Here is an 18,370-nt window from a genome sequence, read left to right on the forward strand (position 1 = left end):
GTCGTCAGGGTCGGGTGGTGCGGCCCGACGCCCCGGGCGGGGGCGACGACGACTCGTGGATCACACGAGGGCGATGACCAGCGGACTGCGGATCGCGCGAGATGAGCTGGGAGCGAGTCCGCCGCGGGGCGTCAGGGCCTGGAACTTCTGTTCCGAGGCCACTGCAACGCCGAACACCGCGGCGAGGTGGCCTCGGTCAGGCCTCGCCGCGGCAGTCGATGAGTACGAGCTGGCTCCGCATGGTGAGACCGACCGTACGCCGCACCCCGCGGGAGCGCACCCGGAAATCCCGAATCGTTCACGATGCGAGACGAGTGTCTCGCCGTGACAGACTCGGCGGCCTCATGAGTGCCCCACCCGAGCTTCCCGAGATCGTGTCCCGTGCCTTCGACGTGTCCCGCAAGGCGGGCTACGTCTCCTTCTGCCGCAACGAGACCGGCCGGCTGCTGGCGACCCTGGCCGCCACCCGGGGCGGCACGCTTGCCGAGTTCGGCACCGGCTGCGGCGTGGGCACCGCCTGGCTGCGCAGCGGCGTGCGCAACGGCGCCCACATCCTCACCGCCGAGCGGGACCCGCGACTGGCGACCGCCGCGGCCGAGATCTTCCGCGAGGACGACCACGTCGAGGTGCTCGAGGCCGACTGGTCGCTGCTGCACGAGCGCGGCCCCTACTCGCTCATCTTCCTCGACAGCGGCGAGCCCGAGGCGGTGCGCGTGGACGCCGTGGTCGACCTCCTCGAGCCGGGCGGCATCGTCGTCCTCGACGACTTCACCCCCTGCGAGATGTGGCCGCCCATCACCTACGGGCGGGTCGACACCCTGCGTGAGGAGTGGCTCACCGACGAGCGGTTCACCGCGGTCGAGGTGATGATCGCGCCCGACGCGTCAGCCCTGATCGCCACGCGGCGCTGACACGTCGACCGTGCACCACGGCAGCATGTGCTGGGCCAGCGGGCCGATGGCGAGCGCGTAGAGCACGGTCCCGACACCGAGCGCTCCCCCGAGCAGCAGGCCGATGACCACCACGGTCACCTCGAGGCCGGTGCGCACCAGGCGCAGCGACCACCCGGTGCGTCGGGCGAGGCCGGTCATCAGGCCGTCGCGCGGGCCTCGACCGAACTGGGAGCCGATGTAGAGCGCGGTGGCCAGTCCGTTGAGGACCACCCCGCCGAGCATCAGCGCCACCCGCAGCGCCAGGGAGTCGGGCTCCGCGAGGACGGCCAGGGTCGCGTCGGCGGCGACCCCGACGATCAGCGCATTGGCGACGGTGCCGATGCCGGGCGTCTCGCGCAGCGGGATCCACAGCAGCAGGACGAGGAAGCTGAACAGCACGACGGCCTGCCCGATCGTCATCGGCACGTGCCGGATGAAGCCGGAGTGCAGCACGTCCCACGGGGCCAGGCCGAGCGCCCCGCGGACCATCATGGCCAGCGACGCGCCGTACAGCGCGAGGCCGAGGAACAGCTGCGGGAGGCGACGGCCGAGGCGCCCGGCGCGGAGCTGGGCGACGGGACCGAGGTCGACGAGGGCGGGCCGGAGCCGGGGCGTGGTGGTGCTGCTCATGAGGACCAGTGTGCCGATAATTGGCCTTCTCCTCGATAGCCAATCGTGGGACAGTGGCCTGCATGAGCCGGACCATCACCGCCGCCCGCGTGGCCACCCTCGTCGGGACCCTCGGGTCGGACGAGCGCCCGCTGTACGTCGAGCTCGCCGAGCAGCTGCGGCTGCTCATCGGCGAGGGCCGGATCCCCGCGGCCATCCGGCTGCCCAGCGAGCGCGAGCTCACCGCGGCGCTGGGCGTCAGCCGGACGACCATCACCCGGGCGTACGCCGAGCTGCGCGAGCGTGACTATGCCGAGTCGCGGCGCGGCTCCGGCACCGTCACCCGGCTGCCGCTGCGCGCCGAGTCGGTCACCGACCGGGTCTTCGCCCCGTGGTCGCAGGACCCCGACGTCATCGACCTCAACTGCGCCGCACCGAGCGCTCCGGCCGGCGTCGCGGCGGCGTACGACGCGGCGGTGGGTGAGCTGCCGGCGTACCTCTCCAGCCATGGCTACTACCCCGCCGGGCTCCCCCGCCTCCAGGCCGCCGTCGCGGCTACGTACGACGAGCGGGGCCTGCCCACCACGCCGGAGCAGATCATCATCACGGCGGGCGCGCTCGGCGCCGCGGCGATCGTCGCGCAGGCGCTCACCGCCCCCGGCGACCGGGTGGTCGTCGAGGACCCCGTCTACCCCAACGCCACGCAGGCGCTGAGCCACCGCAGCGCCCGGCTCGTGCCCGCCCCGGTCGACCCCGGCGGGTGGGACATCCCGGCCACGGCCGCGATCATCCGCCAGGCCGCGCCCCGGCTCGCCTACCTGGTGCCGGACTTCCAGAACCCGACCGGCAGCCTCATGAGCGACGCCCAGCGGGAGGAGTACGCCGCCGCGCTGCGGCGCGCCCGGGTGGTCCCGGTGGTCGACGAGGCCCACCAGGCCCTGGCCCTCGACGGGCAGGAGATGCCGGCGCCGTTCGCGGCGTACCTGCCCGGGACGGTGACGATCGGCAGCGCCAGCAAGCAGTTCTGGGGCGGCCTGCGGCTGGGGTGGCTGCGGGTGCCGGAGACGATGGTGCCGCAGCTGCTCCACGCCCGGATGAGCCTGGACCTGGGCGCCCCGCTGGTCGAGCAGCTCGCGCTGCTGCACCTCCTCGAGCACCGGCACGCGGTGTGGGCGGCCAACCGCGAGCGGCTGCGGACCCAGCGCGCGGCCCTGCTCGACGGCCTGTCCGACCGCCTGCCGGAGTGGGACTTCGTACGGCCCGGGGGCGGGCTCGCGGTGTGGTGCCGGCTGCCGCAGCCCCGGGCCTCGGCCCTGGTCTCCGAGGCCGAGCGACGGGGCGTCGTCGTCGCCGCGGGCCGGGTCTTCGCCGTGGAGGGCGGGCTCGAGCACCACGTGCGGATCCCCTGGACCCGGTCGACCGACGAGCTGGAGACCGCAGTGCAGCGGCTCCGGGGTGCGTGGGACGTGGTGGCCCACGGCCGCGGGGGCGACGGCGGGGCGGCGGACCGCCTCACCGTCGCCTGAGCCTGGGTAGTCCGTGACGAAGGGACCCCGGACCGAGGTCCGGAGGGGTCCGATCGTCACGGACTACCCCAGCAACGGGGTCAGACGAGGTCGACGGCGCGCACCGAGACCGCGTCGATCGCGGCGTCGATCTCGGCCAGGGTCTCGGCCGGGATGGCCGAGTCGACGGACAGCGCGACCAGCGCCTCGCCGCCCTTGTCGGTGCGCGAGACCTGCATCCCGGCGATGTTGACCGAGGCGTCGCCGAGGATCCGGCCGACGGTGCCGATCATCCCGGGACGGTCGGCGTAGGTGAAGAAAGCCAGGTGGTCGGTCGGCTCGATGTCGATGTCGAAGCCGTTGACCTCGACGATCCGCTCCTTCTGGTTGATGCCGATGAGCGTGCCGCTCGCCGACACCTGAGACCCGTCGGCGAGGGTGCCGCGGATCGTGATGAGGTTGCGGTGGTCGGGGCTCTCGGACTCGGTGACGAGGCGGACGGCGGTGCCACGCTCGGCCGCGAGGAGGGGCGCGTTCACGTAGGACACCTGGTCCTCGACGATGTCGGAGAAGACGCCCTTGAGGGCGGCCAGCTCGAGCACCTTGACGTCGTACTCGGTGATCTCGCCGCGGACCTCGACGTCGAGCTGCTGGGCGACCTCGCCGGCGAGCGCGGTGAAGACGCGGCCGAGCTTCTCGGTGAGCGGGATGCCGGGACGCACGTCCTCGGCGATGACGCCGCCCTGCACGTTGACGGCGTCGGGCACGAGCTCGCCGGACAGCGCGAGGCGCACGGACTTGGCGACGGCGATGCCGGCCTTCTCCTGGGCCTCGTCGGTGGACGCGCCGAGGTGCGGGGTGGCCACGACGTTCTCGAGCTCGAAGAGCGGCGAGTCGGTGCACGGCTCGGAGGCGAAGACGTCGAGTCCGGCGGCCGCGATCTGGCCGGTCTTCAGCGCGTCGTACAGCGCGGCCTCGTCGACGATGCCACCGCGGGCGGCGTTGACGAGCACGAGCGAGCCCTTGGCCTTGGCGAGCTGCTCGGCGCCGATGAGACCGACGGTCTCGGGCGTCTTGGGCAGGTGGACGCTCATGAAGTCGGCCTCGGCGAGCAGGGTGTCGAGGTCGACCAGGCGCACGCCCATCTGGGCGGCGCGGCCGGCCTGGACGTAGGGGTCGTAGGCGATGACCTTCATGCCGAAGGCCGAGAGGCGCTGGGCGACGAGGACACCGATGCGACCCAGGCCGACGATGCCGACGGTCTTCTCGTAGAGCTCGATGCCGGTGTACTTGGAGCGCTTCCACTCGCCGTTCTTGAGCGCCGCGTGTGCGGGCGAGACGTGGCGGGCGGCGGCCAGCATCAGCGCGACGGCGAGCTCGGCGGCGGAGACGATGTTGGACGTCGGCGCGTTGACGACCATGACGCCGGCCTGGGTGGAGGCCTTGACGTCGACGTTGTCGAGGCCGACGCCGGCGCGGGCGACGACCTTGAGGTTGCGCGCGGCGGCGAGCGCCTCGGCATCGACCTTGGTCGCGGAGCGCACCAGGATCGCGTCGACGTCGGCGATCGCGGGGATGAGCTCGGCGCGGTCGGCACCGTTGCAGTGGCGGATCTCGAAGTCCGGGCCGAGCGCCTCGACGGTGGCGGGGCTCAGCTCTTCGGCGATGAGTACGACGGGGCGTGAAGTCACAGCTGTGTTCCTCGTGGGTCGGTGCGGGAGGGCCTGCACGACGCTGTGCGTCTCCGACCCTAACCCACCGTCGGTGACGCCCGGACATCGTCTCGGAGGCGATCGCACGTCCCGTCCGCGACCGTCGCGGTCAGGGCCGTGAGCGGTCCCGGTGGGCCGCGGCCTTGACCCGGTTCTGGCACCGCGTGGAGCAGAAGCGGCGGCCCCCGTTGCGCGACGTGTCGGTGAAGACGCGGTCGCAGGGCGCGGCCTCGCACACGCCCAGGCGACCGCCCCGGTCGCTGCCGAGGGCCAGGGCGAGGCCCGCGGCGAGGCCGGCCGCCCACCCCCGGGCGACGGTCTGGTCGGGGCCGTGGAAGTGGAGGTCCCACCCGGTCTCGGTGTGGGTGAGCCGGGGCCGGGCGTCCGTCCGCTCGAGCAGGTCGTTGACCCGCGCGGCGGCGGCGTCGAGGTCCCCGGAGCCGGCGGCGACGTACACCGCGCGCACGTCGGCCGCGACATCGGCCAGCAGCACCGCCGTGGCCGGCGACACGGTCGGCCGGTAGTCGTCGCGGGTGAGCGCGTGACGGACCGCCTCCTGCAGCTCCCGGCCCGTCGGTGCCCCGACCGGGTCGGTGCCGTCGTGGCCCGGGGTGGTCGCGTTGACCAACGCCACCCCGGCATCGAGAAGAACCGTCACATGACTGTCGAACAACATTTGACCAGTCACTCCTGTCGTCGTACGGTCACTGCATGATGACTGACGATAACCCAGACACCAGTCACGGCGCTCCACTCCCCCGTGCGGTCCGCGCCCTGGTCGCGGCCCGGGTGGTCAACCGGCTCGGCGCCTTCGCCCTGCCCTTCACCGCGGTGATCCTGGTGGAGGACTTCGGCACGTCGGTGACGACGGCCGGCCTGGTCGTGGCGTCGTTCGGCCTGGCCTCGATCCCCTCCCGGCTGGCCGGTGGGGTGCTCGCCGACCGGTGGGGACGGCGGCCGACGATGCTGCTCGGGCTCGTGGGCTGCGCGGTCGCACAGCTGGGCTTCGCCGCCTCGCCGACGCTGCTCGCTGCCGCGCTGTCGGTCACGCTGCTCGGCCTGGTGTTCGAGCTCTACGAACCGCCCAGCCAGGCCATCGTCGCGGACCTCTGCCCCCCGGAGCAGCGCCCCCGGGCCTACTCCCTGCTCGGCACCGCGCTCGCCGTGGCCGGCGTCGTCGCCGGGTTGCTCGCCGCGGGCCTGGCCGCCTTCGACCTCCGCTGGCTGCTGGTGGCCGATGCGGTCTCGTGCCTCGCCGCGGCCGCCGTCGTCGCCGTGGTCGTGCCGCCGGGGCGCCCGTCGTCCGGTCGCGGCACCGCGGTCGGGAGCCCGTGGCGCGACCGCCGGCTGCTGCTCATGTGGCTGGCCGGCACCGCCTTCGCCACGCTCTACATGCAGGCGATGGTGGGCCTCCCGCTGACCCTGCTCGAGCGCGGCCTGCCCGCCGGACGGATGGGGTGGCTGCTCGCCGTGTCTGCCCTCGTCATGGTGCTGGCGCAGCGGGCCACCCGCGGCTGGTCACCGACGCCGTTCCGCGCGATGGCCGTCGGCTACGCCCTGCTCGCTGTCGGGATGGGCCTGGCCGGGGTCGCCGACGCCACGGCCGGCTTCGTGGTGGCCGTGGCGATCTGGAGCGTGGGCGACCTGCTCCTGCTCGGACACCCCTTCGCGGTGGTCGCCGGGCTCGCGCCGCAAGGGGGCAGCGCGCGCTACCTCGCGGCGTACGGCACCTGCTGGGGCGTCGCCGCGGTCATCGCCCCCCTGGTCGGGACGCGACTGCTCGCCATCGACCCGGCGTGGCTGTGGGGTTGCTCGGCCGCGATGGCGCTGGCGCTGGCGGTCCTGCAGCCGCTGCTCGGTCGTGCGGTGGCGTCAGCCGCCGAGTCGGGCGACCTCGTCGGCGACCGGGGTGTCTCCGGAGACGAGGTTCCACTGGGCGCCGATGCCCGCACCTGAGTCGACGACCTCGGCGAGCACGGCCGCGACGTCGGCGCGGGGCACCTCGGCCCGGGCCACCCGCTCCCCCAGCTCGACGCGCCCGGTGGGCTCGTCGTCGGTCAGCCGACCCGGCCGCACGATCGTCCAGTCCAGGCCGCTGTCGCGCAGCGCCGCGTCCGCGTCGCGCTTGGCCTCGACGTACGCCGCCCAGACCGGCTCGGTGTCGTCGGGGACCGGCTCGTCGACGTTGATCGCCGACACCTGGACGAAGCGGGTGATCCCCGCGGCCCTGGCCCCGGCGATCGACTTGAGGGAGCCCTCGAGGTCGACGGTGCGCTTGCGCTCGATGTTGCCGTCGGGGCCACCACCTGCCGCGAACACCACCGCGTGCGCCCCCTCGAAGGCGGCCGCGAAGCCGGCCTCGTCGTCCTGCTCGATGTCGAGCAGGCGGACCTCCGCCCCGGCGGCCTCCAGGTCGGCCCGGTAGGACTCCGAGCGCACCAGGGCGATCGGGGTGTGGCCCCGCTCCACGAGCAGGGGGTGCAGCAACCGGGCGATCTGCCCGTTGCCTCCGACGACGGCGATACGACTCATGGCCTCCACCGTGCCAGAGGGGTCAAGCGCGCGCGACCCGACCCTCCTGGCGCGCGACGGTCCCGCGGCGGGCGACGTAGGTGACCGCGAAGCCGAGGACCAGGGCGAGCAGCACGCCCAGGTTGGCGTAGGGCCAGTTGCCCTCCCAGAAGCCCTCGGACTCCACCCAGGTGCCGAGGCCGAGCGGCTCCAGCAGGTAGCCCTGCCAGTTGTTCCACGAGGCGGAGGTGGCGAAGTTGTTGACGACGAGTCCCCAGCCCAGCACGGACGCCACGACCATGGTGCCGAGGGAGACCCAGTCGAAGGAGCCGTAGCGACCCGAGGCGTCGAACAGCGCCTCGTCGTCGTAGTCGGTCTTGCGCAGGGCGATGTCGGCGATCATGATCCCCGCCCACGCGGCGAGCGGGACGCCGAGCGTGATCAGGAAGCTCTGGAACGGCTCGATGAAGCTGGTCGCGACGAAGACGACGTAGATCGTGCCCAGGGTCAGGATGATGCCGTCGACCAGGGCGGCGGCGGGGCGCGGGATCCTGACCCCGAGGCTGAGCAGGGTCAGGCCGCTGGAGTAGATGCCCAGCACCGCGCCGCTGACGAGGGCGAGGATCGCGGCCAGCAGGAAGGGCACGAGGAACCACGTCGGCAGCAGCGTGCCGAGGGTGCCGATCGGGTCGGACACGATGCCGGCGGACAGCTCCTCCGACGAGCCGGCGAGCAGGAGCCCGAAGACCACCAGCAGCACCGGGGCGATCGCACCGCCGAGGGTGTTCCAGCCGACGATGGCGGCCCCCCTGGCGTCACGGTGCTGGTAGCGCGACCAGTCGGCTGCGATGTTGATCCAGCCCAGGCCGAAGCCGGTCATCACCATGACCAGTGCGCCCACCATCTGCTGGGAGCTGCCGCCGGGCAGGTCGCTCACGGCCGTCCAGTCGATCTCGTCGAGCGTGAGGGCGACGTAGATGATCGTCGCGATGCCGGTGATCCAGGTCAGGACCGACTGCATCCGCATGATGATGTGGTAGCCCGCGACGCTGGCGGAGACGATCATCAGGGCCACCACCACGGTGGCCACGACCTTGGTCGTCGTGCCTCCGGACCAGCCGAGCTGGTCGAAGATCGTGGCCGTGGCCAGGACCGCGAGGATCGCGAGGAACGTCTCCCAGCCGATCGAGACCAGCCACGAGACGACGCCGGGCACCTTCTGCCCGTTGACCCCGAACGCCGCCCGGCTGAGGACCATGGTCGGCGCCGAGCCGCGCTTGCCGGCGATCGCGATGACCCCGCAGAGCGCGAACGAGACCACGATCCCGACGACGCTGACGACGGCCGCCTGCCAGAAGGAGATGCCGAAGCCCAGCACGAACGAGCCGTAGCTGATGCCGAAGACGCTGACGTTGGCCGCGAACCACGGCCAGAAGAGGTCGGACGGACGGGCCGTGCGGGCCGCCTCGTCGATGATCTCGATGCCCGTCGTCTCGACTCCGAGGGCGCGGGTCTGCTCCAGCGTGCGGTCGCTCATGGGTTCATCGTGCCGTACGCCGCGCACGTCGCGCGCTCGACGGCACGCCCGCCCGGTGCGAGGGTGGGCCCATGGGCGTGCAGGACGACGCGGAGCACGTCGAGCCGGGGACCGTCGAGGAGTGGGCGGCCTGGCTCGCCGAGCACCACGACGGGGGTGTCGGCGTGTGGCTGGTCTCCCGGAGGCGGGCCGTCGACCGGGCCGTCAGCTACGAGGACAGCGTCATCGAGGCGCTGCGGTGGGGGTGGGTCGACTCGACCCAGAAGCCGGTCGACGACGACCACACGAAGCAGTGGTTCGCGCCGCGTCGTACCACGAGCATCTGGACGCGCCCCAACAAGGCACGGATCGCCCGCCTCGCGGCCGAGGGACGACTGGAGGCTCCGGGCCGGGCGGCCGTCGAGGCCGCGCAGGCCAACGGCAACTGGAACCTGATGGACGCCGTCGACGACCGGGTCGTGCCCGACGACTTGGCCGCGGCCTTCGACGCGTACCCCGGGTCGCGCGAGCACTGGGACGGCTTCTCGCCCTCGGCGCAGAAGCAGATGCTGGGCTGGGTCGTCATGGCCAAGCGGTCGGCGACGCGCGCCCAGCGCATCACCGCGATCGCCGAGGCGGCGGCCCGCGGGGAGAAGGCCGTCGGCTGATTCCGACCGGCCCACGCGCTACTGCTGGGGGACGGCACACCCGTCGGGGCCGCAGGCCTCGCCCGACTCCCCCACCGTGCCGGCGACCATCTGCACGGCCGGTGTGCGCTCGGACCACGCCCGCTCGAGCACCTGGGTAAAGGTGTCGGCCGGCTGGGCACCGCTGACGCCGTACTTCTCGTCGATGACGAAGAACGGCACACCGGTGGCGCCGAAGCGCTGTGCCTGCTCGATGTCGGCCCAGACCTCGTCAGCCAGCTCGTCGCTGCCGAGCACCCGGTCGACCGCGGTCGCGTCCACACCCGCGCCCACGGCGACCTCACGGAGCACGGCGTGGTCGGCGACGTTGCGGGCCTCGACGAAGTACGCCGAGAGCAGCGCCTCCTTGAGGGTGCCCTGGAGGGCGGATCCGCCCTCGTGGTGGGCCAGGTGCAGCAGGCGGTGCGCGTCCAGGGTGCCGACGCGCAGGGAGTCGTGGTGCCGCCAGACCATGCCCTCCTCGGCGGCGACGGCCTCGACCCGGTCGATCATGTCCTTGCCGGCGTCCGGCCCGCCGCCGTACTTGCTGCCCAGGGCCTCCGCGACCGTCTCGACGGGAACGTCGGGAGCGCCGGGGTCGAGCTGGAAGGAGTGCCAGACGACCTCCACGTCGTCGGCGTGCTCGAAGCTCGCGAGCGCCGTCTCGAGGCGGCGCTTGCCGATGAAGCACCAGGGGCAGACCACGTCGGACCAGATGTCGATGCGCATGACGGCTGCAACCGGGGCCGGCACCGCGGTGTTCCCGGCCGGGTCGGTGAGGTGGGTCTCGGACGCATGAGGGGCCGCCCGCCGGACGAGTGTCCGGGGGCGGCCCCTCGAGGTGGTCAGCGGGTCGCGGTGCCCTCGACGTAGTCGGAGTCGTGCGACTTCACCCAGGCCATGAGCTTGCGCAGCTCGCGGCCGGTGGACTCGATCGGGTGGCTCTCGCCCTTGGCCCGCAGCTCCTTGAACTCGGGGCCGCCGGCGTCCTGGTCGTCGATGAAGCGCTGCGCGAACGCACCGTTCCTGATGTCCTCGAGCACGGCCTGCATGTTCTCCTTCACCTGCGGGGTGATGACCCGCGGACCGGAGACGTAGTCGCCGTACTCGGCCGTGTCGGAGACCGACCAGCGCTGCTTGGCGATGCCGCCCTCGTACATGAGGTCGACGATGAGCTTGAGCTCGTGCAGGCACTCGAAGTAGGCGACCTCGGGCTGGTAGCCGGCCTCGATGAGGGTCTCGAAGCCGTACATCACCAGCTGCGACGCACCACCGCAGAGGACGGCCTGCTCACCGAACAGGTCGGTCTCGGTCTCCTCGGCGAAGGTGGTCTTGATGCCGCCGGCACGCAGGCCGCCGATGCCCTTGGCGTAGGACAGGGCGAGCTCCCAGGCCTTGCCGGAGGCGTCCTCCTCGACGGCGACGAGCACGGGCACGCCGCGACCGTCGACGTACTCACGGCGCACGAGGTGGCCGGGGCCCTTGGGCGCGACCATGAAGACGTCGACGCCCTCGGGCGGGGTGATGTAGCCGAAGCGGATGTTGAAGCCGTGGCCGAAGACGAGGGTGTCGCCCGGGGTCAGGTGCGGCTCGATCGACTCGGCGTAGACGTGGCGCTGCACCTGGTCGGGGGTGAGGATGACGATGACGTCGGCCTCCTCCACCGCCTCGGCGACGTCGAGGACCCGCAGGCCCTCGGCCTCGGCCTTGGCGCGGCTCTTGGAGCCGGGGGCGAGGCCGATGCGGACGTCGACGCCCGAGTCGCGGAGGCTCAGCGCGTGCGCGTGGCCCTGGCTGCCGTAACCGATGACGGCGACGTTCTTGCCCTGGATCAGGGACAGGTCGGCGTCGTCGTCGTAGAACATCTCAGCCACTGGTGGCTCTCCTTCTGGGTTGGGGTGGTGCGCAGGTGGTGTGTCGGTGGTCAGGGTGTGGCGGCCGGTGCGGCCGCGGGTGCGGGGACCGGCACGGGCCGGAGGCTGCGCTCGCTGATCGAGCGGGAGCCTCGGCCGATGGCGACCATGCCCGACTGCACCAGCTCGCGGATGCCGAAGGGCTCGAGCACCCGCAGGAAGTCGGCCAGCTTGTCGGAGTTGCCGGTCACCTGGATGGTGACCGCGTCCGGCGCCACGTCGACGACCTTGGCACGGAACAGCTGCACGGCGTCGAGCACGGCGCCGCGGGTGGTGGCGTCGGCCCGCACCTTGACCAGCATCAGCTCGCGGTCGATCGAGCCGGCGTGGTCGAGCTCGACGATCTTGATGACCTCGACCAGCTTGTTGAGCTGCTTGGTGACCTGCTCGAGCGGTGACTCGTCCACGTTGACGACGATGGTCATCCGGGACACCTCGGGGTGCTCGGTGGGGCCCACCGCGAGGCTGTCGATGTTGAAGCCGCGACGGCTGAAGAGGCCGGCAATGCGGGCCAGGACGCCGGGCTTGTTCTCGACCAGGACCGAGAGGGTGTGCTTGCTCATCGACGTCCTCGCTTCGCTGCGGGCGCCGACGAGGCTCTCGGGGCGCTGTGCTGGATGGTGGTCTCGCTGCGCTCGCCCACTAGAGGTTGTCCTCGTCGAACTCGGGCGCGAGGTCGCGCGCGTACTTGATCTCGTCGTTGCTGGTGCCGGCCGCGACCATCGGCCAGACCATCGCGTCGCGGTGGACGCGGAAGTCCACCACCACGGGCTGGTCGTCGATGGCCATGGCCTTCTCGATGGTGGCGTCGACCTGCTCCGGGGAGTCACAGGCAAGCCCCACGCAGCCGTAGGCCTCGGCGAGCTTGACGAAGTCGGGGATCCGCTTGGAGTGCAGGTCGGTGTTGGAGTAGCGCTCGTTGTAGAAGAGCGTCTGCCACTGCCGGACCATGCCCAGCGACTCGTTGTTGATGATCGCGACCTTGATGGGGATGTCGTTGATCGCGCAGGTGGCGAGCTCCTGGTTGGTCATCTGGAAGCAGCCGTCGCCGTCGACGGCCCAGACGGTCGACCCGGGCATGCCGACCTTGGCGCCCATCGCGGCCGGGACGGCGTAGCCCATGGTGCCGAGGCCGCCGGAGTTGAGCCAGGTGTTGGGCTTCTCGTAGCCGATGAACTGCGCCGCCCACATCTGGTGCTGGCCCACGCCCGAGGTGAAGATCGTGTCCGGGCCGGCGATCGCGCCGAGCCGCTCGATGACGTACTGCGGGGCGAGCCCGGTGGCCGGGGTGTCGTAACCGAGCGGGTAGCGCTTCTTGACGCCCGCCAGGAACTCGACCCACGCCTCGTAGTCACCGGTGTGGCCGGCGTCGGCCTGCGTGGTGAGCAGCGCGAGGAGGTCGACGATCACCTCGTGGCAGTCACCGACGATCGGGACGTCGGCGTGCCGGTTCTTGCCGATCTCGGCCGGGTCGATGTCGGCGTGGATCACCTTGGCCCCGGGCGCGAAGGAGTCGAGGTTGCCGGTGACGCGGTCGTCGAAGCGGGCACCGAGGCTGATGATCAGGTCGCTCTTCTGCAGACCCGCGACCGCGGCGACGGTGCCGTGCATGCCGGGCATGCCGAGGTGCTGCGGGTGGCTGTCGGGGAAGGCCCCGCGCGCCATGAGCGTGGTCACCACCGGCATCCCGGTCGCCTCGGCGAGCTTGAGCAGCGCCTGGGAGGCGCGGGCGCGGATGACGCCGCCGCCGACGTAGAGCACCGGGCGACGCGCCTCGAGGATGAGCCGGGCCGCCTCGCGGATCTGCTTGCTGTGCGGACGGGTCACCGGGCGGTAGCCGGGCAGCTGGAGCTCGGTCGGCCACGCGAACGTAGTGGCGGCCTGCAGCGCCGACTTGGCGACGTCGACGAGCACCGGGCCGGGGCGACCGGTGGAGGCGATGTGGAAGGCCTCGGCCACGGTGCGCGGGATGTCGCGCGGGTCGGTGACGAGGAAGTTGTGCTTGGTGATGGGCATCGTGATGCCCCGGATGTCGGCCTCCTGGAAGGCGTCCGTGCCGATCATGCTGGCCCCGACCTGTCCGGTGATGGCCACCAGCGGCACCGAGTCCATGTGCGCGTCCGCGAGCGGAGTCACGAGGTTGGTGGCACCCGGGCCGGACGTGGCCATGCACACGCCCACCCGGCCGGTCGCCGCGGCGTACCCCTGGGCGGCGTGCCCGGCGCCCTGCTCGTGGCGGACCAGGATGTGGCGGATCCGGGTGGAGTCCATGAGCGGGTCGTACGCCGGCAGGATCGCCCCGCCCGGGATGCCGAAGATGTCGGTGGCACCCGCGCTCTCGAGGGACCTGATCAGGCTCTGCGCACCCGTCATGCCCTCGCCCGACGACGACGTCCCGGTCGTCGGGACTCCCGTGATGCCCGTCTCACTCATGGTGCTTCCTTCTCGTCATCACAATCCTCCGGCCAACAAAAAACCCCTCGGCCCGGTGGGCAACGAGGGGTGACGCATGGGCGAGCAGCCTGCTGGCTGTCAGCTCACGCGTCGCGTGCGTACAAGAATCCGTGCGGATGTCTGGGAGCGCATGCACCTACCGTCGCCGTCGGGTCGTTCCGGCGTCAACCGAGTCTGCCACCTGTCCCACTATCTGGTACGCCGGTCTCGCCATGTGGTTTGCAGACCCGTTGCAGACCCGACCTCCGAGGCGGCGCTCAACGCCCTTGGGCGGTGCAGACGCAGGACCGGTTGCCCTGCGCGTCCTCGAGCACCCAGAACGAGTGCTCGGGGTACTCCGCGACCAGCCGGCCGCCACCCGCGACCACCGCGTCGATGCGCGCCTGCACCTGGTCGCCCGGAACCCAGACGTCGAGGTGCCACCGCTGCCGCGGCTCCTCGCTCCCCGAGTCCTGGAACCAGACGGCGGGGAGCCGCCCGTGCGGGTCGCTGATCCCGCCCTCCTCCACGCTGCCGCCGAAGGCGAGGAGGTCGCGCCAGAACGGGAGCACGGCCGCCTCGTCGGGCGAGTCGAGGCCGAGCTCGAGCTGCTGGAGCCCGGACGGGTCCGAGGCGACGCCCTGCTCGACCGCGATCTCGCTGATCCGGCGGGCCAGCGCGAGGTCGCGGTCGGTCACCCGGCCGACGTCGTGGCTGATCAGGGCGACGTCGACGCGGGGGTAGGTGAGCGTGACGTCGGGGTGGTGGTCGGCCTCGTCGGCGGCCGCACCGATCGCGTCGACCAGGCGCACGCCCGCGGCGAAGCTGCCGGTGCTGAAGCGCGCATGGATGCCCGAGACCAGCATCCGCCAGTCGTCCAGGCCGACGGCGGCCACGTCGTCGTAGGTCACGCGATCACTCGTGGCGTCGCTCACGGGAGCACCTCCTGGCCGATGGGTCCGGGGTTGAAGCAGATCTCCCAGCGAAAGCCGTCGGGGTCGGCGAAGTAGCCGGAGTAGCCGCCCCACTCGCGCTCCTGGGCCTCGCTGACGTGCTGGGCGCCGGCCGCGCGGGCCTGCTCGAGGACGCGGTCGACACCGTCGGTGGTGGCGAGGTTGTGGGAGAGCGTGAGCGGGGCCAGCCCTCCCCCGGGCGCCTGCCCGACCTCGGCGGTGAACGCGTCGACGTCCCACAGCGAGAGCACCAACCGGTCGCCCGCCTTGAACATCAGCACCTCGCCGGGCTCGTCGACCGCCGGCTCCCACCCGAGACCGTCGACGTAGAACGATCGGGAGGCGCCGAGGTCGCGCACGGCGAGCGTGACGAAGGAGATCCTCTGGTCCATGGGGCCACCATGCCAGTGGCCGCCGACAGTGGCTACCGACAGCGGCTACCGACGGCCGAAGACCTGCGCGGCGTACCAGGTGCCCGAGTCGCTGCGCCGCGCGGCGACGGCGACCAGCCGGTAGCGACGCTGGAGGATGTTGGCGCGGTGGCCCGGCGATCCCATCCAGCCCGTCACCACGGCCCGGCCCGTGGGGTAGCCGGCCGCGACGTTCTCGCCGACCGTGCTGAGGTCGCAGCCGCCCATGACGGCCTGCAGGTCCTGGTGCCAGATCGACCCCTCGCGCGCCATCGCGGCCGCCTGGCGGGCGGCGGCGCGGCGCAGGCAGGGCGTGGTGCCCAACGGGCGCAGGTCGCGACGCACGCGGGCCGCGTTGGTGGCACGCACGGCGTCGGCGGCGTACGACGTCGCGGCGACGCGAGCGGCCGGGGCCGCGGGCGATGCGTGCAGGGGCAGCGGAGCCAGCAGGACGAGGACGAGGCCGAGGACGGCCGTGCCGAGGAACGGGGGGATCCGGGACATCGGACCATCGTAGGAGCGCCGGACGGCCCTGTCTGGCACGGTGGGAACATGAGTTCGCCCTTCGACCAGCTCAAGAAGGCCGCCCAGGCGGTCGTCGGCGCCCCGCACGTCTTCAACGCCGCCCGGTCCGCCGGCGCGAGCAGCTCGGCAGCCGCTGACGTGATGGCCGCCTCGGCCGCAGCGATCCAGGTCGCCTCCTCGCACAGCGACGGCACCCCCGGGATGCAGAACGCCATCCGGCACTTCGTCTGGCAGGCCTACATCGCCGGTCGCCACGGGGTGGCCGTCGCCGAGGCGGTGGCCGCCGCCCACGAGGAGGGACGCGACACCCCGCACGACACCAGGGTGGACCTGCACAACAACGCCGTCGGGCGCGAGTACGGCGCGGCCCACAGCGCCGACGTCGGCCAGGGATCGCTGCCCGACGCCCTCGGCCGGCTGGCCGTGGTCGCGAAGCAGAAGTGGGCTGCGGACGAGCTGATCTGGGTCAAGGACCGCTGACGAGGCTGTCGGCCCCGGCGGTCGAGCGCGGCGGCGCGCTGAGGACGTCGCGGATCGCCGCCATGCCGGCGTGCACCTCGGCGTACGACGTCGACAGCGGCGAGAGGCCGATCCGCAGGCCGCCGGGGTCGCGGTAGTCGGGGATCACGTCGCGCTCCCAGAGGGTGGCCGTCACCTCGCGCATCCGCTCGTGCTGCAGGGTCACGTGCCCGCCGCGCAGCGCCGGGTCGCGCGGCGAGGCCACGGTGACGCCGTGCTCGGCGAGCCAGGCGTCGGCCAGGTCGACGGCGTACGACGTGAGGGCCTGCGACTTGGTGCGGACGGCGTCGACCCCGGCGCGCTCGATCAGGGCGAGCATGTCCTGCATGGCGAGCATCCCGACGATCGCCGGGGTGCCCGAGATGAAACGACGGATGCCGCCGGACGGCTGGTAGCCGGGGCCCATGAGGAACGGGTCCGCGTGGCCCATCCAGCCCTGGATGGGCTGCTGCAGCGCCGGGGCGCCGGAGCCACCGTCGAGGTGCCGCTGGGCGACGTAGGCGAAGGCGGGCGAGCCGGGCCCGCCGTTGAGGTACTTGTAGGTGCAGCCCACCGCGAGGTCGACGCCCCAGCGGTCGAGCTCGACCGGCACGGACCCGGCCGAGTGGCACAGGTCCCACACGACCAGGGCACCCGCGTCCCGGACGACGGGGGTGATCGCCTCCACGTCGGCCAGGTGGCCGGAGCGGTAGGCGACCTGGCTGAGCACCACGACCGCGGTCCGCTCCCCCACGGCCGCGCGGACCTGCTCGACGGTGACGCCGGCCTCGCGGTCGACGTCGATCCACCGCACGGTCAGGCCACGCTCGGCCACGATGCCCTCGACGATGTAGCGGTCGGTGGGGAAGTTGTCGGAGTCGATGACGATCTCGTCGCGGTCCGGCCGGGCGTCGACCGCAGCCCGGACCAGCTTGTAGAGCAGCACGGTCGTCGAGTCACCGACGGTGGTCTGCCCGGGGGCGGCACCGAGGCAGACCCGGGCGATCTCGTCGCCGAGCGTGAGTGGCAGGTCGTACCAGCGCTCGTCCCAGCCGCGGATCAACCGCCCGCCCCACTCCTCCTCCACGAAGGCACGCAACCGGTCGCCGGTGACCGCGAGCGGACGCCCGAGCGAGTTGCCGTCGAAGTACACGAGCGGCGTCGTCGCACCCACGAACTCGGCCCGGAGGGCGGCCAGGGGGTCGGCGGCGTCGAGTGCCTCAGCGTGCTCCGCGGTGGTGTCGACGGTGGCGTGGTCGGTCATGGCGGCAGCCTGACAGATCTACCGGCCGATCAGGTCCAGATGCCGGCCGCGGTGTGCCCTCAGGCTTCACCCCAGGGGGTCTGACCGCGTTGACGACGCCGGGGGGCGGACATACGTTCGAAAACGGTCCTGCACTCGCGTGACCAATTCTTGGGAGGGAACACCATGATCAGCACCATCCGTACGGTGAGCGTCTCGTTCATCGCCGCAGTCGCCCTGGCCGTCGGCCTCACCACCGTGGGCATCGCGCCCGCCACCGCCGCGCCCGGCGACTGGACGACCGTCGCCAAGACGGCCGAGGGCAAGATGAAGAGCAAGATCGTCGGCGAGACGTCCACCGGCCGCAAGGTCACCGGGTCGTTCAAGCCGAAGCGCTTCGTGGAGAAGGACGGCGCGATCTTCGCCAAGGGCGTCATCCGCGGCACGTTCGAGACCAAGTCCGGCGCCACCAAGAAGTTCAAGGTCAAGCGCCTGGTCCCCGTGAAGAAGATCGAGGGCACCCGGGTCACCGCCCGCTCCCTGAACCGTGCCGACTGTGACGTCCTCAACCTCGTGCTCGGCCCGCTCGACCTCAACGTGCTCGGCCTCACGGTCAGCCTGAACCGCGTCCTGCTGGACGTCGTGGCGGTCTCCGGGGCCGGCAACCTGCTGGGCAACCTGCTCTGCGCCGTGGCCGGTCTGCTCGACGGCGGCGGCCTGCTCAGCAACCTGCTGGGCCAGATCACCGACCTGCTGAACCAGATCCTCGGGCGCCTCGGGCTGCCCGCCTGATCCTGCGGTCCAAACCGGGCCGGACCCGGGCTTTGCCTGAGTCCGGCACTGGCCTACAGTAAAGAACGAGGCGCCACGCGTCTTGTGCCACAGCCCCTGGTCAACCCCCCGGCGACCTGGGGCTGTGGTCTA

Annotated in this window: 19 protein-coding genes; 6 read left to right on the forward strand and 13 right to left on the reverse strand. The window is 72.2% G+C overall.

The window, feature by feature from the left end; genetic code table 11:
* Window positions 1–344: 344 nt before the first annotated feature.
* Window positions 345–911, forward strand: coding sequence for an O-methyltransferase (locus ASG88_RS01805; protein ID WP_056885676.1), 567 nt, complete (start codon window positions 345–347; stop codon window positions 909–911).
* Here the strand turns inward: ASG88_RS01805 and ASG88_RS01810 are convergent.
* Window positions 885–1,562, reverse strand: a complete 678-nt coding sequence (locus tag ASG88_RS01810; protein WP_056885677.1) for a YczE/YyaS/YitT family protein — start codon at window positions 1,560–1,562, stop codon at window positions 885–887. The two genes, ASG88_RS01805 and ASG88_RS01810, sit on opposite strands and share 27 nt — an antisense overlap.
* 62 nt (window positions 1,563–1,624) lie before the next feature.
* On the opposite strand from ASG88_RS01810, the gene ASG88_RS01815 reads away from it, so the two are divergent.
* Window positions 1,625–3,067, forward strand: coding sequence for a PLP-dependent aminotransferase family protein (locus ASG88_RS01815; protein ID WP_056885678.1), 1,443 nt, complete (start codon window positions 1,625–1,627; stop codon window positions 3,065–3,067).
* 80 nt (window positions 3,068–3,147) lie between these two features.
* Here the strand turns inward: ASG88_RS01815 and serA are convergent, their stop codons facing one another.
* Together serA and ASG88_RS01825 are read right to left on the reverse strand one after the other, a co-directional pair.
* On the reverse strand, window positions 3,148–4,737 hold the full coding sequence (gene serA, locus ASG88_RS01820) for a phosphoglycerate dehydrogenase (protein ID WP_056885679.1): 1,590 nt from the start codon (window positions 4,735–4,737) through the stop codon (window positions 3,148–3,150).
* 130 nt (window positions 4,738–4,867) lie between these two features.
* Entirely contained in the window at window positions 4,868–5,416 is a 549-nt protein-coding gene (locus ASG88_RS01825) for a CGNR zinc finger domain-containing protein (protein ID WP_235534681.1), read from the reverse strand.
* Window positions 5,417–5,469: 53 nt separating this feature from the next.
* Here ASG88_RS01825 and ASG88_RS01830 point away from each other — a divergent pair, with 53 nt between their 5' ends.
* A complete protein-coding gene (locus tag ASG88_RS01830) occupies window positions 5,470–6,714 on the forward strand; it encodes an MFS transporter (RefSeq protein ID WP_235534682.1) in 1,245 nt (414 codons plus the stop codon).
* Here the strand turns inward: ASG88_RS01830 and ASG88_RS01835 are convergent.
* Together ASG88_RS01835 and ASG88_RS01840 are read right to left on the reverse strand one after the other, a co-directional pair.
* Window positions 6,631–7,290, reverse strand: coding sequence for an SDR family oxidoreductase (locus ASG88_RS01835; RefSeq protein ID WP_056886024.1), 660 nt, complete (start codon window positions 7,288–7,290; stop codon window positions 6,631–6,633). The genes ASG88_RS01830 and ASG88_RS01835 overlap by 84 nt on opposite strands.
* Window positions 7,291–7,312: 22 nt before the next feature.
* Window positions 7,313–8,806 (reverse strand): purine-cytosine permease family protein, encoded by a 1,494-nt coding sequence (locus tag ASG88_RS01840; RefSeq protein ID WP_056885681.1) that lies wholly within the window; start codon window positions 8,804–8,806, stop codon window positions 7,313–7,315.
* Between the two features lie 71 nt (window positions 8,807–8,877).
* Here ASG88_RS01840 and ASG88_RS01845 point away from each other — a divergent pair, with 71 nt between their 5' ends.
* Window positions 8,878–9,453 carry a YdeI/OmpD-associated family protein gene (locus ASG88_RS01845; protein WP_056885682.1) on the forward strand — a complete coding sequence of 192 codons (576 nt, stop codon included), beginning with the start codon at window positions 8,878–8,880 and terminating at the stop codon, window positions 9,451–9,453.
* Between the two features lie 18 nt (window positions 9,454–9,471).
* Here ASG88_RS01845 and ASG88_RS01850 read toward each other — a convergent pair whose 3' ends face one another.
* The 7 genes from ASG88_RS01850 to ASG88_RS01880 form a co-directional block, all read right to left on the reverse strand.
* Window positions 9,472–10,200 (reverse strand): DsbA family oxidoreductase, encoded by a 729-nt coding sequence (locus tag ASG88_RS01850; RefSeq protein WP_056885683.1) that lies wholly within the window; start codon window positions 10,198–10,200, stop codon window positions 9,472–9,474.
* Between the two features lie 116 nt (window positions 10,201–10,316).
* Window positions 10,317–11,345 (reverse strand): ketol-acid reductoisomerase, encoded by a 1,029-nt coding sequence (ilvC, locus tag ASG88_RS01855; protein ID WP_056885684.1) that lies wholly within the window; start codon window positions 11,343–11,345, stop codon window positions 10,317–10,319.
* A gap of 50 nt (window positions 11,346–11,395) precedes the next feature.
* Complete coding sequence (gene ilvN / locus ASG88_RS01860; protein WP_056885685.1) at window positions 11,396–11,947, reverse strand: acetolactate synthase small subunit; 552 nt, start codon at window positions 11,945–11,947, stop codon at window positions 11,396–11,398.
* Between the two features lie 79 nt (window positions 11,948–12,026).
* The gene (locus ASG88_RS01865; protein ID WP_056885686.1) at window positions 12,027–13,817 is read right to left on the reverse strand and encodes an acetolactate synthase large subunit; all 1,791 of its coding nucleotides are present in this window, start codon (window positions 13,815–13,817) and stop codon (window positions 12,027–12,029) included.
* Window positions 13,818–14,095: 278 nt separating this feature from the next.
* On the reverse strand, window positions 14,096–14,752 hold the full coding sequence (locus ASG88_RS01870; RefSeq protein WP_235534683.1) for a 4a-hydroxytetrahydrobiopterin dehydratase: 657 nt from the start codon (window positions 14,750–14,752) through the stop codon (window positions 14,096–14,098).
* Window positions 14,749–15,162, reverse strand: a complete 414-nt coding sequence (locus ASG88_RS01875) for a VOC family protein (protein WP_056885687.1) — start codon at window positions 15,160–15,162, stop codon at window positions 14,749–14,751. The genes ASG88_RS01870 and ASG88_RS01875 overlap by 4 nt, the downstream gene beginning before the upstream one ends.
* A 45-nt stretch (window positions 15,163–15,207) precedes the next feature.
* On the reverse strand, window positions 15,208–15,684 hold the full coding sequence (locus ASG88_RS01880) for a CAP domain-containing protein (RefSeq protein WP_056885688.1): 477 nt from the start codon (window positions 15,682–15,684) through the stop codon (window positions 15,208–15,210).
* A gap of 48 nt (window positions 15,685–15,732) precedes the next feature.
* On the opposite strand from ASG88_RS01880, the gene ASG88_RS01885 reads away from it, so the two are divergent.
* Window positions 15,733–16,185 (forward strand): DUF6973 domain-containing protein, encoded by a 453-nt coding sequence (locus tag ASG88_RS01885; protein ID WP_056885689.1) that lies wholly within the window; start codon window positions 15,733–15,735, stop codon window positions 16,183–16,185.
* Here the strand turns inward: ASG88_RS01885 and ASG88_RS01890 are convergent.
* On the reverse strand, window positions 16,172–17,467 hold the full coding sequence (locus ASG88_RS01890; RefSeq protein WP_056885690.1) for a kynureninase: 1,296 nt from the start codon (window positions 17,465–17,467) through the stop codon (window positions 16,172–16,174). The two genes, ASG88_RS01885 and ASG88_RS01890, sit on opposite strands and share 14 nt — an antisense overlap.
* A gap of 165 nt (window positions 17,468–17,632) precedes the next feature.
* Here ASG88_RS01890 and ASG88_RS01895 point away from each other — a divergent pair, with 165 nt between their 5' ends.
* Window positions 17,633–18,238, forward strand: a complete 606-nt coding sequence (locus ASG88_RS01895; protein WP_056885691.1) for a hypothetical protein — start codon at window positions 17,633–17,635, stop codon at window positions 18,236–18,238.
* Window positions 18,239–18,370: the final 132 nt, after the last annotated feature.

This window comes from Nocardioides sp. Soil777 (assembly GCF_001428425.1).
Lineage (GTDB): Bacteria > Actinomycetota > Actinomycetes > Propionibacteriales > Nocardioidaceae > Nocardioides > Nocardioides terrigena.